Origin of the sequence: Streptomyces sp. NPDC085944 (assembly GCF_040686295.1) — a bacterium.
Taxonomy (GTDB): Bacteria; Actinomycetota; Actinomycetes; order Streptomycetales; family Streptomycetaceae; genus Streptomyces; species Streptomyces salinarius.
Window position 1 is genome coordinate 25,909 of the sequence record NZ_JBFBJX010000034.1, and the last position, 14,730, is coordinate 40,638.

Genomic DNA, 14,730 nt, shown 5'->3' on the forward strand with positions numbered 1-14,730 from the left:
ACGTGGGTGTGGTCGTTCCGTCATCCGAACGGGTACTTGATCTGGTTGACGAAGAAGAGGCCCATCAGGTCGAGCTTGACGGCCTTGATGTTCACGTTGGCGACGGCGTTGACCGTGACCATGCTGCTCGACGACAGGTTCAGGGGTCCGCCCATCGAGTTGACGTCGACGACGCCGCCCAGCGACGTCAGGCTGACCAGGCCCTTGCCCTTCAGGGTGAGGGGTCCGCCGCTTTCGATCATTACGGACCGCCGGCCGCGCAATGTGAGGCTGGTGCCCGCCTCCACCGACACCGACGTGCCGCCCTCCACCGACACCGAGCGGCTGCCCGTGATGCTGACCGAACCCTTGCTGTCCACGGTGATCTCGGTCTTGGTGCGGTCCAGGTTGATGGTCAGCTTGTCGTTGCCGCTGGCGATCCGCACGCCCTGCTTGCGCCCGCCGGTCTGCTGGCTCAGCAGGTCCACGCGGTTGCCCTGACGGTCGGACAGGGTGTGCCGGACGGCCTTCTTCTTCAGACCGTCGTGCAGGGGCACGTCGGCCACCTTGGTCGGCAGGTCCCGGCCGTTGTAGAGGCCGCCGATGACGAACGGGTGGTCGAGCGCCCCCCGGTCGAAGGCGACCAGCACCTCGTCGCCGACGTCCATGGGGAAGACCCCGCCGCCGCCCTTGCCGCCCATCTGCACACTGCGCGCCCAGTCGCTGACGTAGGCGTCGTCCAGCCACGGGAACTGCAGCTTGACCCGGCCCTGTTTGAGGGGGTCCTGCACGTCGGTGACGATGGCGTTGGCGACGCTGGGCAGCCGGGCCGCGCCGGCGGGGTCCACGGCGCCCCCGCCGCCGGAGGCGAGCCCGTACAGGGAGCGCCACTGGCGGCCGCTGACGGTGAGCCAGGTCCGGTAGCCCTCGCTGTCGCCGAAGTGGTGGCGTGCCGAGGTGACGGTGTACTTGCCCTCGAAGGGCTTGCCGACGTCGGAGAGGGCCACGGGCACGCCGGGCCGCAGGTCGGGGCTGCCCTTGACGGAGATCTCCAGCTCGGCGAAGGAGGAGGTGACGTCGGCGGCGAGGGCCTTGGCGGCGTGCCGCACCTCGTCCTGCCGGTCGTAGGGGTGGGCGGTCTCGACGAGCTTGGCGGTCTTGAACGCGCCCGCGGCCCTGCCGGGGGTGGAGCCGATGCTGATGCCCGGGTCGGTGGTGGCGGGCGCGGTCTCGACGATCTTCTTCTTGGTGGTGACGTTCCAGCCGCGCGACTCGACCTTGCCCACCTGGTCGGCCGCGGTGACCGCGGCCCGCAGCCGCATGATGTCGTGGCGGGCCTGGAGGACGAAGGCACTCTGGTCGCCGTCGGTCTGGGGAGAGGGCGCACCGGAGGCGGGGTTCGGCTTGACGAACCGGAACTTCCCCTTGGCGTCCACGTACATCACCATGTTGTTCTCGTCGGCGAGCCGGGCCAGGAAGTCCCAGTCGGTGACGTTGGACTGGCTGATGAACCCGTAGGCGCCCTTCGTCGGATCGATCCGGCCGACGGACACGCCGTCCGTGCCGGCGAGTTTGCGGGCGATGTCGGACGCCTTCTGGTTGCGGTAGGCGGCCACGCGGCGCTGGCGCATCAGGCGGTGCCCGAAGTCGTAGCCGCGGATCACGGTGTAGCTGCCGGTGCCGTCGAAGTCGGCCTCCATGGCGGTGACCTCGCCGGTCAGCAGCGGCTTGCCGATGCCCTTGCCGTCGGCGACGGGGGTGATGACGACCCGGGTGCCGAACTGCACCCCCAGCTTGTCGAGGACCCTGCGCTTGGGGTCGCGGAAGGTGAGGCGGAAGGCCGCGGGCACGCCGACGCCCTGGTCGACCCAGCCGTCGACGAGCATCAGGGCGATGTCGTCGGGCAGTTCGGCGGAGCCGACGCGCACCTTGACGATGCTGGAGAACGCGGGACGCACCATCAGCGAGCCACCTCCTCTGCGGCCGGCAGCATGAGCTGGGTGCCGGTCGGCAGGCGGGACGGGTCGTCGATGCCGTTGGCCTCGGCGATGGCCCGCCAGGCGTTCGCGCTGCCGTACTCCCGCCAGGCCAGCGACTGGAGCGAGTCGCCCGCGACGACGCGGTGCACGCGCTGTGCGGTGAGCGCGCCCGAGGTCGGGTTCTGTCCCTGGGTCGGGCCGGGGATCTCGACCAGCGCCACCTGGCAGGTGGCGCGGATGGGGACGCCGGTGGTGCTGAAGAGGGTGTACGACGCCTCGACGGAGGCGACGTACGCGGTGAACCGGGCGGTGGAGAACGACCCCCACTCGAAGACCACCCAGGGCGGTGACGGCTGGTCGGCACCGAGGCTCTTGGTGGTCACCTCGCAGCAGTCCAGCAGCGACTCCACCTTCTTCAGCACGGTCTGGGCGTCGGGCTTCATGGAGGTGTCCAGGAAGATCTCCAGGGTCATCTCCCGCGGCTCGGCGCCCAGGAACTCCGGCTTCGCGGCCTCCCGTACGGCCGCCACGGGGGTCGCGTTCCACTGGGCCCGGCGGGTGAGGGTCAGCTGGGCCGGGTTGAACTCGAAGCCGAAGGTGCGCATCAGCCCACCGGGCGTGGTGGAGTCCCCGGTGGGAGGCTCGTGGATGGCGAGGTTGGCGCGTACGAGGCTCTTGCCGGCGCCCTTGCTGCTGGCCATGGGTCTTCCTTTCTGCTCTTCGGCGCCGTCAGTCCGTGAACCCGTGGTGGGCGATCTCCAGGACCTCGTTGGCCACGGACAGGTTGCCGGGGTCGAGGCTGGGGCCCTGCCAGCTGACCGGCAGGACGTCGATGAGTCCCCAGCGGGCGACCAGCGATCCGTCGGCGCGCAGGGCGGCGATCTGCGCGGTGGGCCGCTTGATGCCGGTCTGCACGGAGGAGATCCACTTGGCGACCTTCGCCGTGTCAGGGGTGAGGGGGCGGGTCAGCCGGATGTTGGAGAAGGTGACGCGGGTGGGCAGTTGCCACACGAACCCGTTGTTGCCGCCCTCCTGGCGCTGTTCCACCTCCACCTGGGTCGACAGCCCCTCGCACCCGTTGAAGTAGCCGAGGCTCTCGCCGTCGATGGCGAGGCTGAACCAGATGGAGGAGCCCGGGTCCTGGCGGGTCATCGGGTCGGCCTTTCTGTCGGGAGGTCGGGAGGTCGGGAGGTTGGGGGGGAGGAGAACGGTCGTGGGCGGGTGGGCGGTCCGGTCGTCTCGGCTGGTCGGTTGCTTCGGGCTGGTGGCTCTCTTCGGCCTGTCCGGCGCGTTCGGTGCGTTCGGTCAGCGGGGGTCGCGCAGTCTGCCGATCCGCTCGCGGTCCATGCGCAGTTCGGTGCGGACGAGACGGGTGACGCGGCCGACGATCCGGTGCACCAGTTCGTCGAGCTGGAACTCGGTGAGCTGACGCGGGTCGAAACCGCCGTCCGGGACCGCCGTGTACTCGGGCGGCCGTTGGCCCTCCCCCGGGTTCGGCCCGGCGGGGACCGCCGAGTAGGAGGGCGGACCGCCGGGCGGGGAGGCGCTGTACGGCGGCGGTGGCGGCTCGGCCGGGCCTTGCGGCGAGGAGTGGGGGCGGAGGCGCGTGAGCGTCTCGGCCAGGGCGGCCGCGGCGCTCGACGCCAGGGCACCGGTGGTACGACCGGCCCGGCTGCCGCGGCCGAACGCGCGCTGAACCGGCAGCGCGGAGGCCTCGCCGGGCGCCGCCGACGCGGCGGTGACGGCGGGGTCCGCGGGGGCGGCGGGCACCGAGTCGGCGGTCGGCGGCGCGGGTGCCGCCGCGGCGACCGGGAGGGCCGGACGGGGCGCCGACGCGGCGGGCGGCGTGAGGGGGGCCACCGGGAGCGGCGCGCCGCTGGCAGCCGGGGGAGTGGGCCGGCGCAGGGGTACGGCCTTCGTGGCGGCGCGCTGGACGGCGGGGGGCTTGGGCCCGGTGCCGCCGGGGGCGACGGGCAGGGGTGGCGCCGCGAGGGTCGTCGGGGGCGCGGTCGCGGGCGTGACCGTGGGCGCGCTCCGCAGGGGCGTAGGAGAGGACACCGGGAGGGGTGAAGGGGCCGCCGGGGAAGGGTCGGGTGCCGGGAAGGGCGGGGTGGCCGCGAAGGGGGGCGGTGCCGCGAACGGCGGAGTCGCCGGGCTCGCCGTGGTCGGAGCCGGGGTGCCGCCCGGCGCGGTGGCCCGCTGGACGGGCGGAGTGGTACGAGGGTCGGTGGTGACCGGGACGGGGGCCACCGCGGGCGGGCGCGAGGCCGACGGCGCGGTGTCGGCCGGGGGCAGGGGGGCGCCGAGCGCGGAGGAGCGCTGCGCGGGTTGTGTCACCGGGGCCGGGGGTGCGGCCGGGCGTACGGCGTTGGCCGGGCCGGCGGAGGTGGGGGCGCCGAGCCCCGGACGACGGGGCGCGACGCTGCGCTGCACGGGGTGGGCCGGGGCGGCCGGGGAACCACTGGCCCCCGGCCGGCTGCTTGCGGGCCGGGGGGTCTCCGTTCGGTGGGCTTGCGTGCGGCCGGTTTCAGCGGGGCCGGTTCCCGTGCGGTGGGGCTCCGTGCGGTGGGGTTCCGTCGGGCCGGTCTCCGGCCGGCCGGGTTCCGGTCGGTTGAGCGGTACGGACGGGGAGTTGCCTGCCGTGTCCTGGCCGACGGGGGATTCCGTGCGGGCGACGGGGAGCTGGGCCGAGGCCGATCGCTGGACGGGGGATGCCGCTGGGGTGTCGCCGCGCGGTGCCCGTGCTCGTGCCGGGGGCGAGGAGGGCGGGCCGGGCAGGTCGTCGGCCGACCTGTCGGCGGCCCGCTGGACCGGGGCCGTCGTGGGCACCGGGGAGGGCGCTTCGGGCGAGCGGTGGGCCGACGGAGACGCCGTGGGGCCCGAGGGCGACGGCGTTTGGGCCGGCCTCGACTGGTCGGCGGTCGCCCGGCGTTGGACCGGGGGCTGTGCGTTGGCCGGGGCACTGTGGGCGCCGGATGACGTGGAAGGACGGCTCGCCGGTCGGGAGGGGGCCGCTTCGCTGCCCTGGGCCGCCGGCGGGGTGATGCGGGCGACCGCCCGCTGAACCGGCGCCGGCGGAGTGCCCGGTGCCGTGGCCGACGCGGCGGTCGAAGGGGCGTTGCGCGAGGGGACGGCCGGTGACGTTCCTGCCGCGGGCGCGGGCGCCGGGGACGACGAAGGCGCCGAGGGCGACGTCGCGCCGTCGGTGCTCGTGCTTCCGGCGCCGGCCGCGGGCGTGGGCGTGGCGGAACCGGGCGCCGACGCGCGCTGCACCGGGAGGTCGGAGGCGGCGCGGTCGGGGGCCGGGGCGGTGCGGGGGCGCGTGGTGGGCGCCGGGTGTGTTCCCGGAGCGGACGAGTTCGCGGATTCCGCCCGCTGCACGGGGAGTTCGCCGGTCGCCCCGGTCGTCCCGGTCGTCCCGGTCGTCCCGGTCGTCCCGGTCGTCCCGGTCGTCCCGGTCGTCCCGGTCGGCGCGGGGCCGGGCTGCGGCACGGTTCGCCGCTCGGGGGCGGGGGTGCGGGTCGGCGTGTCGTCGCCGGAGCGAGAAATGGGGGCCCCGAGGCCCGCCCTGGGCCGTCGGTCCGCCGACCGCTGGACCACGGGATCTGTCGACGCGGCGCCGGGCGAGGTCGGCCGGCGCTCACCGGCAGAGGCGGATCCCTCGGCGGGCGCGGGGGCGCCGGTGCCACGTGCGCGTGTGGCGTGCTGGGCCGGTGTGCCACCGGGTGTCGGGGCGGCGCTGGTTTCGTGTGCCGCGCGTTGGACCGGTGTGCCGGTCCTGGCCGTGCCGGCGTCGCGGACCGGGGGTGCGGGCTCGGCCCCGTGGCCGGCCTCGCGTGTGGCGTGCTGGGCCGGTGTGCCACCGGGTGCCGAGGTGCCTCGGTCCCGTGTGGGCGCGGGTGTCGGGGTGGCACTGGTTTCGCGCGCCGCGCGGCGGGCCGGTGTGCCGGGCTCGGGCGTGCCGGCTCTGCGGACCGGGGACGTTGGGCCCTCTCCGTTGCCGCCTTCGCGTGGGGCGCGTTGGACCGGTGTGCCGGGCTCGGGCGTGCCGGCCCTGCGGACCGGGGCCGTTGGACCCTTGCCGTCGGCGCCTTCGCGTGCGGCGCGCTGGACCGGTGTGCCACCGGGTGCCGGGGCGTCTCGGTCCCGTGCGGGTGCGGGCGCGGGTGCGGGTGTCGGGGTGGCGCTGGTTTCGCGCGCCGCGCGTTGGACCGGTGTGCCGGTCCTGGGCGTGCCGGCGTCGCGGACCGGGGGTGCGGGCTCGGCCCCGTGGCCGGCCTCGCGTGTGGCGTGCTGGGCCGGTGTGCCACCGGGTGCCGGGGTGTCTCGGTCCTGTGCGGGTGTCGGGGTGGCGCTGGTTTCGCGTGGCGCGCGTTGGGCCGGCGTGCCGGGCCCGGGCGTACCGGCGTCGCGGGCCGGGGGCGTGGGGGCGCCGTTGCCGGTCTCGCGTACGGCTCGCTGCACCGGCGTACCGGACGGCGTACCGGCGTGCCCTGCCGGTCCCGTACCGCCGCTGGACCGGGGTGCGGTGCCCCGCACCGGGGCGTCGGGCGCCGGTCGGTCACCCTTGACGGGCCCGGGCGCCGGGGCGTGCGTGGACTCCGCCCGCTGTACGGGCGGAGCGGCCGGGGACGGCGGTGCGGCGGGTGTCGTGGGCCCAGGCCGCGGAGGTACTGCGTGCCGCGCCGGGGCGCCGGGATCCGCTCGGTCGCCGTCCGTCGACGCGGGCGCCGTTCCGGACGACTCCGGCGGGGAGTCGGTGGTCCGGCGGCTCGCGGGCAGGGACCGGCGCTGCACGGCCGACCCCCCGGACGGAGCCTTGGTCAGTCCTTGCCGCGGGTGCGGCGCGGTGGGCGGTACCGGCGTCACCCGGACCCCGCGCGCGGACCGGGCCGCCGGTGTGCTCGCCGGCGCACCGGACGACGGGGCCGGCGCCGCACCGGTGGAACGCGCCGCCCGCTGCACCGGCGGCGTGGCCGTGGACGCCGGCTGCGGTGCCGGTGCGGGGGCCGAAGCACCCCGGCGTGTCCGGGGCGTACGCGGCTGCGCACCCGAGGCGGAGGTCCGGGTCGGTGCCACGGAACCCGTGGGGGCGCTGGGTGCGCCGGTCTCGGAGGTCTCCGCGGGTATCGCGCGCAGGGGCGCGACCGGCATCCGCTGGACGGGCGGTGGGCCCGACGGGGGTGCCAGGCGGGTGGAGGACGGCTGACGGGCCGGTGTGTCGAAGGCGCCCGACAGCAGGCTGTCGCCGGCCGCCGGGTTCAGTACCGCCGGGGACGGCGCGCTCGTGAACGACGGGTTCTGCCACGTCGGAAGGCGGCCGCCGAAACCGGCGTCCGCCACTCCCGTACCTGCCGCATCCGTCGCCCGCCGGATCGGCGGCAGACCGGTCCAGGCGGCGACCGCGACGGGCGCCGGTCCGGTCGCGGGACCGCTCGCCGGGCCGGCCGCGGACGCCGTACTCCCGTCGGTGCCCGGGTCCGGAGACGGACCCGCGGACAGCGCGCCCCCGCCCCCGTCGCCGACGTCGTCCCGACGGCCCCGCAGCCGGTCCAGGAATCCCACCGATCAGCCCTCCGCCGTGCCACGCGTCACGAGGGACGCGATCTGGTCCGTGTACCGGCGGCGGTCCTGGTGCTCCAGGTCCAGGATCGCCTCCAGGCTCCAGTGGAAGTGGTAGGCGACGTACGCGATCTCCTCGTGCAGCCGGTCGGTCGCGTACGTCACGATTCCCCCAGGCGGCTCCCGCCGAGTTCCACCTCGAAGGCCTCCGAGCAGTGCGGGCACGCGACGGCCGCGCGGGTGTGCCCCTCCGCGTTGATCTGGCGGTAGAAGTCCTGGAGGAACGCCAGGTCGGAGGCGAACATGTTCTCCACGATGCCGTCGTGCACCGACGGCAGCGTGCCCAGCCGGGTGATGACCCGGCCGAGCAGCACCACCGACAGGTACGCGGGGTTCTCCTGCACCCGCACGTCGCGCAGCGGGATCAGCTCGTCCCGGGCCGTCGACAGGCGCATCACGCCGTCCCGGTGCACCGTGCCGGAGTCGTCGACGTACCCGCGCGGCAGCTCGAAGGGGAACTCGGTCCGCAACTCCTGCCGTGGTGCCGTCTCGACGGCAGGCGCGGCAGGCCCGGCGGGAGGACCGGCCGGTGCCTCCGCCGGCGCGGCGGCGGGAGCCGAACGGGGGAAGTCCGCTCCCGCCGCCGCGGCCTGGGGTGCCGCGGCAGGCGCCTTGGCAGCCATACGACGCATTACTCGATGACCAGTTCTTCGAACACGATGGTGACGGTCTCGGTCAGCGCGGAGGCCTCACCGGCCTTCACCGGGCTCATGTCGAGCTTGCTGCACCAGGCGTTGCGCAGGTTGTACCGCTTGACCGGGTTGTCCTCGTAGTCCATCACGATGATCGAGGCGTTCTTGCGGGCGGAGGACATACGACCCTCGAGCGAGTCGTTGATCCACTGGGTGAACGCGGACGACTGGGTCATACCGCGGACGACGGTGCAGGAGCCGTCCTTCGCGGAGCCCGGCATCACGGCGATCTCGAGCTTGCCGGTCGCGCCGTTGTTCTGCGGGTACTTGATGACGTCCTGCTCGAGGGTGATGCCGTTGACCTCGGAGAGGTACTCGATCATCACACCGTCGATCTGGAGACCGAAATTGTGTGAAGTAAGGGAGTCACCCGGGTTCAGACTCATGTGTTCTCAGTCCTTCTGAGGCTTTTGACGATGGCGTGGGCAGGGGCGTAGGTGTCGGAGGGCGCCGCCCGCTACTCCTCCAGCTCCCCGCCGCCGCTGGAGAACTGGGCCAGCCGGAAGATCACGAACTCGGCGGGCTTGACCGGCGCGATGCCGATCTCGCACACGACCCGGCCCAGGTCCACCGACTCGGGCGGGTTGGTCTCCTCGTCGCACTTGACGTAGTACGCCTCGGACGCGCTCTGGCCGAACAGGGCGCCGCTGCGCCACTCGTTGACCAGGAAGGCCGAGATGTTGCGGCGGATGCGGGCCCAGAGGTTGTGGTCGTTCGGCTCGAAGACCACCCACTGGGTGCCGATCAGGATCGACTCCTCCAGGTAGTTGAAGTACCGGCGGATGTTCAGGTAGCGCCACGCCGGGTCGGAGGAGAGGGTGCGGGCGCCCCAGACACGGATGCCCCGGCCGGGGAACGAGCGGATGCAGTTGACGCCGATCGGGTTGAGCAGGTCCTGCTCGCCGCGGGTGATCTGCAGCTCCAGATCGACGGCGCCGCGGACGACCTCGTTGGCGGGTGCCTTGTGCACGCCGCGCTCGGAGTCGTTGCGGGCCCAGATGCCGGCGACGTGACCGCTCGGCGGGACCAGGCGGGACTGGCCGGTGGCCGGGTCGAAGGACTTGATCCAGGGGTAGTACAGGGCCGCGTACTTGGAGTCGTAACCGGCCGTCTCCTGGCGCCAGACGCGGATCTGGCGGGCGTTCTGGCTGGGCGGCGGGTCGATGATGGCGACGCGGTCGCCCATCAGCTCGCAGTGGGCGATGAGACCGAGCTGGACGGCCTTGACGGCCTCCAGGTCGATCGCGCCGCGCTGGTAGGCGGCCATCAGGTCGGGCACCGCGACCATGGAGATCTCGTCGATCGCCTCCAGGCCGCCGAAGCCGGTGCGGTCCGCGGAGTCGCCGATGTACTGGGTGGGGCCGGGATGCGCGAGCTCGCCCTGGCCGGCCGGGACGGCGGGTGCGGCGGCGGGCGGCGCGGGCAGCGTCAGGGTCTGGTTCTCCGGGCGGACCAGCTGCGCGGCGGGCGCGGCCTCGGTCACCGTGATGAGCTTGGAGCGCTCCTTGACCTGGGTGACGACGTAGGAGCGGTTGCCCTTCTTGGCGCTCACGTCGAAGGTCTCGACCGGCTTGTCGCCGTCCTTGACGATCAGCTTGAAGCGCTCGGCGGGGCCCTCGCCCTCGGGGTCGGCGACCTCGACGGTCAGCGGGCCGCTCTGGCCGGCGGCGGTGGCCGTCACGGCGAAGGTGCCGAGCTGCTTGGGCTCGGCGGCGGGCAGCGCGGCCTTGGCGGTGCTGCCGGTGACGGCGGCGGGGGCGGTGGGGCCGTCCGCGGTGCCGGCGGCGGCGTCGTCGGCGGAGCCGCCGACCCGGACGACGTAGGCGGCGGAACCGCCGTTGTTGAAGAACCCGTAGACGGAGTGCGCGAGGTAGTACCCGCCGGTGAAGTCACCGAAGGCCGCGACGTACTGCGTCCAGTTGGTCACCAGCGTGGGCTCGTTCAGCGGGCCGGTCGGGGCGAGACCGACGAAGGCCGCCACCGACGTGCCCACTCCCTCGATCGGGCGCGAGCCGCTGGCCACCTCCTCGACGTAGACGCCGGGCGACAGGTAGGACGGCATGCTCTGCTCTCCTCGGGGTACGAGACAGGACGCCCCTCAGCCTCACGCGCGCGTTGCCTTCGCCGAAACGCCCTTCGGTGCCGGTGTGGGGGCACGGCCATTGCCCCTGACCGTGCCCGTTGGGGCAGACTCCCGGCCCTTCCCGGCCCTTCCCCTCCCGGACCCCTGGCGGTCGTCCGGCGTTTCTGATTCAACATCTTGTGTCGACTGCCAGTTCGCCAGGATGTCATCCTGCGATCAAGTTCCGTACCGGAGCGTGCCGTTCCGCGCACCGGGGCCCGTCCCGCCTGAGCGGGCGCGGTGACAGGGTGTCAGAAGGGGATCGTCCGTGTCGGACCGCTTGAACCAGACGCCGGGACACCGCACGGCCGGGGCCGCCCCGGCCCGGCCCCGCCCGCAGGGACGCCGGCAACCGCCCCTGGCCTCGCTGCAGGCCGCGGCGGGAAACCGGGCCGTCGCCTCGGCGATCCGGCGTGGGACGGGTACGGCGATCCAGCGCGCGACCGGTACGGCGCAGCTCCCCCGGGACGCGGTGGTGGCGCGGGCGACCGCGCCGGCGGTGGACGACGACCTGCGGATCACGCCGGTGACGGAGACCGGGCGGTCGGCGGGCGAGACCGGCCGGGCGGCGGACACGGCGACCGAGCAGCAGGCGGCCGTGGACGAGGTGGCCGACCAGAAGGCGAAGGTCACGGCCGCGTCGCTGGCGCGGGCCGCCGCCGAGACCGACGTGTGGCAGGCGTCCGGGGAAGCGGCCGAGGCGCGCAGGAAGGCGGCGGGGGCCCGGGGCCGGGCGGAGAAGCTGGAAGGCGCCGCCGGGGCCGCCGAGCTGGGTCGGACCAGCTCACTCGAGGCCGAGGAAAGGTTCACCGAGGCGGCCGGAACGGCGACGGAGAAGCAGCAGATCGCCGAGGAGAGGGCGGGCGGGCTCCAGAACACCGAGAACGGGGAACGCGCGGCGGCGAAAGCGGCCCGTGCCGAGGAGCGGAAGTACACGGAGCAGGCCGAGGAGGCCGAGAAGAGGCGGGAGGCCGCCGAGGACAGGGCGGCGGACTTCAAGCGGCAGGCCGACGACGCCCGGCAGAAGCAGGAGGCCGCCGAGGCCAAGGTGGCGAAGCTCAAGGAGCAGGCCAGGAAGGCCGAGGAGGAGCAGAAGGCCGCCGAGACCGCGGCACGGGCGAAGGCCGAGGCCGAGGACGAGGCGCTGCGGCAGGCGGCCAAGTCCGAGGCGGAGGCGGAGGCCGAGGACGAGATTGCACGGCGCGTGAAGAAGTGGGCCGAGGAAGCGGCCGACGCGCTGAAGCAGGCCGGTGAGGCCGAAGAGGAGGCCCGTCGGCAGGCGGGAGAGAGCAAGGACGCCGACGATGCGCGGAAGAAGGCCGCGGACGAGGCGAGCGCGTACGCCGAGGACCGGGACACGGCGCAGGAGCAGGCGAAGGCGGCCAGGGACCGGGCAGCGCTGCGGGAGAAGAACGCCGACGCCGCAGCGCGGGAGCGCGGCAAGGCCGAGCGTGCGGCGGAGAGGCACAAGAAGGCCGCGGACCAGGCGCTGCGGCAGGCCGACCGGGCCCAGGCCGACGCGGACAAGCAGGCGCGCATCGCGGCGGAGCGGGGCCGGCAGGCGGAGGCGGCCCGCGCCGAGGAGCGGGGGCACGCGCGGGACGCGGTCGAAGCACAGGACAGGGCGGCGGCAGCAGGGCGGCGGCAGCAGGACCAGCGGGAGGCCCAGACCACGGCGACGACGGCGCTGAGCGCGGCGAAGAAGGCCCGGGAGGCGGAGAAGGCTCAGAAGGCGAAGGAGGCCGCCGCGGCGGAAGCCGCGAAGAAGAACGAGGCGCAAGCGGCGGAACGGACGGACGAGGCGGAGCCGGCGGGCGCCGAGAAGGCGGGCGAATCCCTGGGCAAGCGGGCCACGGGCACGGTCAAGAAGGTCGCCGCCAAGGTCAAGTCGTGGGTCGACGTGCCCGACCTGGCGGCCCTGCGGCTCAGTGCGCCGTACAGCGGAACGCAGCGGTCGGAGGCGACGAAACTCGGGAACACGGGGACGGTGCACGACACCGCGGCCCAGCAGCTCGTCGAGAACCCGATCAACGTGACCAGCGACGCCACCGGGACCTTCAACGACCTGACGGCGCTCAAGGACTCCTTCGGCAAGCGCAAGGAAAAGGGACCGGCCTCCCACGGGCACCGGAAGAACGTGAACACCAAGCCCCTGGCCGCGACGACGAACGCCTTGATGACCACCAACGACGTCGTGAAGATCACCGACAACACCATGAGGATCACCGAGAACGTGGCCGGAGTGGCCGAGCTCGGCGCCGCCGGCGGTGGCCTCAACATCGCGTTCTCCTCCTTGACCGCCGGCCGCGACATCAAGGTCCTCAAGGACACCCATGCGCAGCGCAAGGAGCTGAAGGACCACTTCAAGGGCGAGGCCGCGAAGCGCGACCGCGGGCTCCAGAAGGTCCTGGACGACCTGGGGGCGGCCAACACGAAGCTGGCCCAGGAATCGATCAGACTGGCGGCCGCCGAGCCCGGCGCGGAAGCGGCGGCGCTGCAGGCCGTCGAGGACGAGCGCGCCCGCATCGACGGCCTGCGGCAGGAGCTGATGGAGCACCTGGCCAGTGGACGGGACTACGCGGTGAAGAAGAAGGGGCGGAAACTCAGGCACCGCGCCACCAACCTCACCGGCAACGTCGCGCGCACCACCGCCGGCGCCGTGGCGGTCGCGGCCGCGGCGGGAGCGGTCTCCGGCGGAATCGGAGCCGGTGTGGTGGGCGGCACGACGGCACTGGCCCTGGGCGGATACGCGGCCGAGAAGGGCGTGCGGAAGGGCAACAAGCGCTATAACTCGGTACGGGACTACGACAAGCACGCCCGGACCACCCTTCCTCAGGAAGGGACCCCGACGCCCGAGCCGCCCAGGCTGGACAAGGACGGCCGGGGCAGGAGGAGCGACGCGTGGAAGGAGGCGGTCATGGTGACGCACTCCATCAAGCAGGGAAAGCGGCAGCTCAACGCCCAGGAGATCTACGCGCAGGCGGCCGGGCCGGCCGTCCCCGCGAGCGAGAACGTCCCCGAGGACATCCGGCGCGAGACCCGCGCGTTCCTCAAGTCGCTCAAGTGCGGCCCGGACAAGCACAACCAGAACGAGACGCAGTGGGAGGAGTCGCTCAACGACCCCGAGCTGCAGACGGAGTGGGAAGAGGCGATAGCCAAGGCGCTCTCCTCGCTCTGAGCACCCTGCGCCGTGACCGGGGGCGGCGCCGGTGCGCTGCCCCCGACGTTGCCCTCGGGTACCTGCCGGGGGCGGGCGCCCTCCGGTAGGGCTGGTGGCCACAGGTCCGGTGTCGAAGGGAGCCATGGTGCGCGCGCACGAGGAAGCCACCGAGCAGAAGGCCGTGCGGGGTGGTCGGGCTCCGCACCGGGCCGTGGCCGCGCCCACCACCGCGGTGAGCGGCGCCCCGATGACACCCGCGACGGTCATGGCGCTCCAGCGCTCCGTCGGCAACCAGGCCGTCCAGCGGCTCATCAGCCGGGAGGAGCACCAGCACGGCGCCGGCTGCGGGCACGACGGGTTCGACGACAAGAGCCCGCAGGGCCAGGTCCAACTGCTCAACGATGCCATGGCCACGCCGAGCAGCCCGCTCGGCGGGTCGCTGCGCTCCGAGGCGGAGTCGTTCTACCAGGCCGACCTCTCTCCCACCCGGATCCACGACAACCCGGTGGCCCAGCGCGCCACCGCGGCCCTGGGCGCGCAGGCGATGACGGTCGGCGCCCATGTCTTCCTCGGTCCGCAGGCGGCCGGCCGCAAGGACGTCATCGGCCATGAGCTGGGCCACGTCAAGGAGAACCTGTCGGGCGTCCGCGAGACGGGCAACGACAACGGTGCCGGACTCGCCGTGACCGACCCGGGCCAGGGTTCGGAGCGGGCCGCGGAGGCCGACGGCGCCGCCTTCGGCGCGGGCGCGAAGGTCGCCCCGTCCGTCGCCGCCCGGGGAGCGGTCACGGACCACGCGGACGACACGGAGTAGAACGGTACGGATCCGATGAGCCTGTGGACTTCCCTGGAGCCCGCGTCCGCGACTGTGGACCCCGGCAGCAGTACGCGCGTACGGCTGCGGGTGCGCAACACCGGTGACGTGGTGGACGAGTACCGGTTCGAGCCGGTGGGGGACGTGTCCCCCTGGACGACGGTCGAGCCGCCGACGCTTCGCCTGTATCCGGGGACGACGGGGACGGTGGAGCTGACGTTCGCTCCGCCGCGTACGCCGGACGCGGTGGCGGGACCGAACCCGTACGCGGTGCGGATCACGCCGACCGAGCATCCGGACGCGGTGACGGTGCCGGAGGGGAACCTCACGATCACGGCGTTCACCGAGGTGCGGGCCGAGTT

At 73.9% G+C, this 14,730-nt stretch carries 12 protein-coding genes and 1 pseudogene; 5 read left to right on the forward strand and 8 right to left on the reverse strand.

Annotated features, from left to right (window positions below):
• Positions 1-20: 20 nt before the first annotated feature.
• From AB0P07_RS35580 to AB0P07_RS35595, 4 genes are all read right to left on the reverse strand, one after another.
• The gene (locus AB0P07_RS35580) at positions 21-1,940 is read right to left on the reverse strand and encodes a VgrG-related protein (RefSeq protein WP_365558277.1); all 1,920 of its coding nucleotides are present in this window, start codon (positions 1,938-1,940) and stop codon (positions 21-23) included.
• Positions 1,940-2,659 carry a tail protein X gene (locus AB0P07_RS35585; protein ID WP_365558280.1) on the reverse strand — a complete coding sequence of 240 codons (720 nt, stop codon included), beginning with the start codon at positions 2,657-2,659 and terminating at the stop codon, positions 1,940-1,942. Before AB0P07_RS35585 ends, AB0P07_RS35580 begins: the two co-directional genes overlap by 1 nt.
• 28 nt (positions 2,660-2,687) lie before the next feature.
• Positions 2,688-3,110, reverse strand: coding sequence for a phage tail protein (locus AB0P07_RS35590; protein WP_365558283.1), 423 nt, complete (start codon positions 3,108-3,110; stop codon positions 2,688-2,690).
• A gap of 153 nt (positions 3,111-3,263) precedes the next feature.
• Positions 3,264-4,391, reverse strand: coding sequence for a hypothetical protein (locus tag AB0P07_RS35595; protein ID WP_365558286.1), 1,128 nt, complete (start codon positions 4,389-4,391; stop codon positions 3,264-3,266).
• Positions 4,392-4,599: 208 nt separating this feature from the next.
• Between AB0P07_RS35595 and AB0P07_RS35600 the strand changes: the two genes are divergently transcribed.
• On the forward strand, positions 4,600-5,022 hold the full coding sequence (locus tag AB0P07_RS35600; RefSeq protein WP_365558289.1) for a hypothetical protein: 423 nt from the start codon (positions 4,600-4,602) through the stop codon (positions 5,020-5,022).
• 1,785 nt (positions 5,023-6,807) lie between these two features.
• Positions 6,808-7,167 (forward strand): hypothetical protein, encoded by a 360-nt coding sequence (locus AB0P07_RS35605; RefSeq protein WP_365558290.1) that lies wholly within the window; start codon positions 6,808-6,810, stop codon positions 7,165-7,167.
• 359 nt (positions 7,168-7,526) lie between these two features.
• Here AB0P07_RS35605 and AB0P07_RS35610 read toward each other — a convergent pair whose 3' ends face one another.
• From AB0P07_RS35610 to AB0P07_RS35625, 4 genes are all read right to left on the reverse strand, one after another.
• On the reverse strand, positions 7,527-7,685 hold the full coding sequence (locus AB0P07_RS35610; RefSeq protein ID WP_007450918.1) for a DUF6760 family protein: 159 nt from the start codon (positions 7,683-7,685) through the stop codon (positions 7,527-7,529).
• Positions 7,682-8,212 carry a hypothetical protein gene (locus AB0P07_RS35615; protein WP_365558293.1) on the reverse strand — a complete coding sequence of 177 codons (531 nt, stop codon included), beginning with the start codon at positions 8,210-8,212 and terminating at the stop codon, positions 7,682-7,684. The genes AB0P07_RS35610 and AB0P07_RS35615 overlap by 4 nt, the downstream gene beginning before the upstream one ends.
• A complete protein-coding gene (locus AB0P07_RS35620; protein WP_030405220.1) occupies positions 8,212-8,658 on the reverse strand; it encodes a phage tail protein in 447 nt (148 codons plus the stop codon). The genes AB0P07_RS35615 and AB0P07_RS35620 overlap by 1 nt, the downstream gene beginning before the upstream one ends.
• 71 nt (positions 8,659-8,729) lie before the next feature.
• Positions 8,730-10,334, reverse strand: a complete 1,605-nt coding sequence (locus tag AB0P07_RS35625) for a phage tail sheath subtilisin-like domain-containing protein (RefSeq protein WP_365558296.1) — start codon at positions 10,332-10,334, stop codon at positions 8,730-8,732.
• 328 nt (positions 10,335-10,662) lie between these two features.
• On the opposite strand from AB0P07_RS35625, the gene AB0P07_RS35630 reads away from it, so the two are divergent.
• The 3 genes and pseudogenes from AB0P07_RS35630 to AB0P07_RS35640 form a co-directional block, all read left to right on the forward strand.
• Complete coding sequence (locus tag AB0P07_RS35630) at positions 10,663-13,572, forward strand: hypothetical protein (RefSeq protein ID WP_365558299.1); 2,910 nt, start codon at positions 10,663-10,665, stop codon at positions 13,570-13,572.
• A 124-nt stretch (positions 13,573-13,696) separates the two neighbouring features.
• On the forward strand, positions 13,697-14,368 hold the full coding sequence (locus AB0P07_RS35635) for a DUF4157 domain-containing protein (RefSeq protein ID WP_365558302.1): 672 nt from the start codon (positions 13,697-13,699) through the stop codon (positions 14,366-14,368).
• 15 nt (positions 14,369-14,383) lie between these two features.
• Positions 14,384-14,730, forward strand: a pseudogene (locus tag AB0P07_RS35640) (hydrogenase expression protein); the annotation flags it as partial.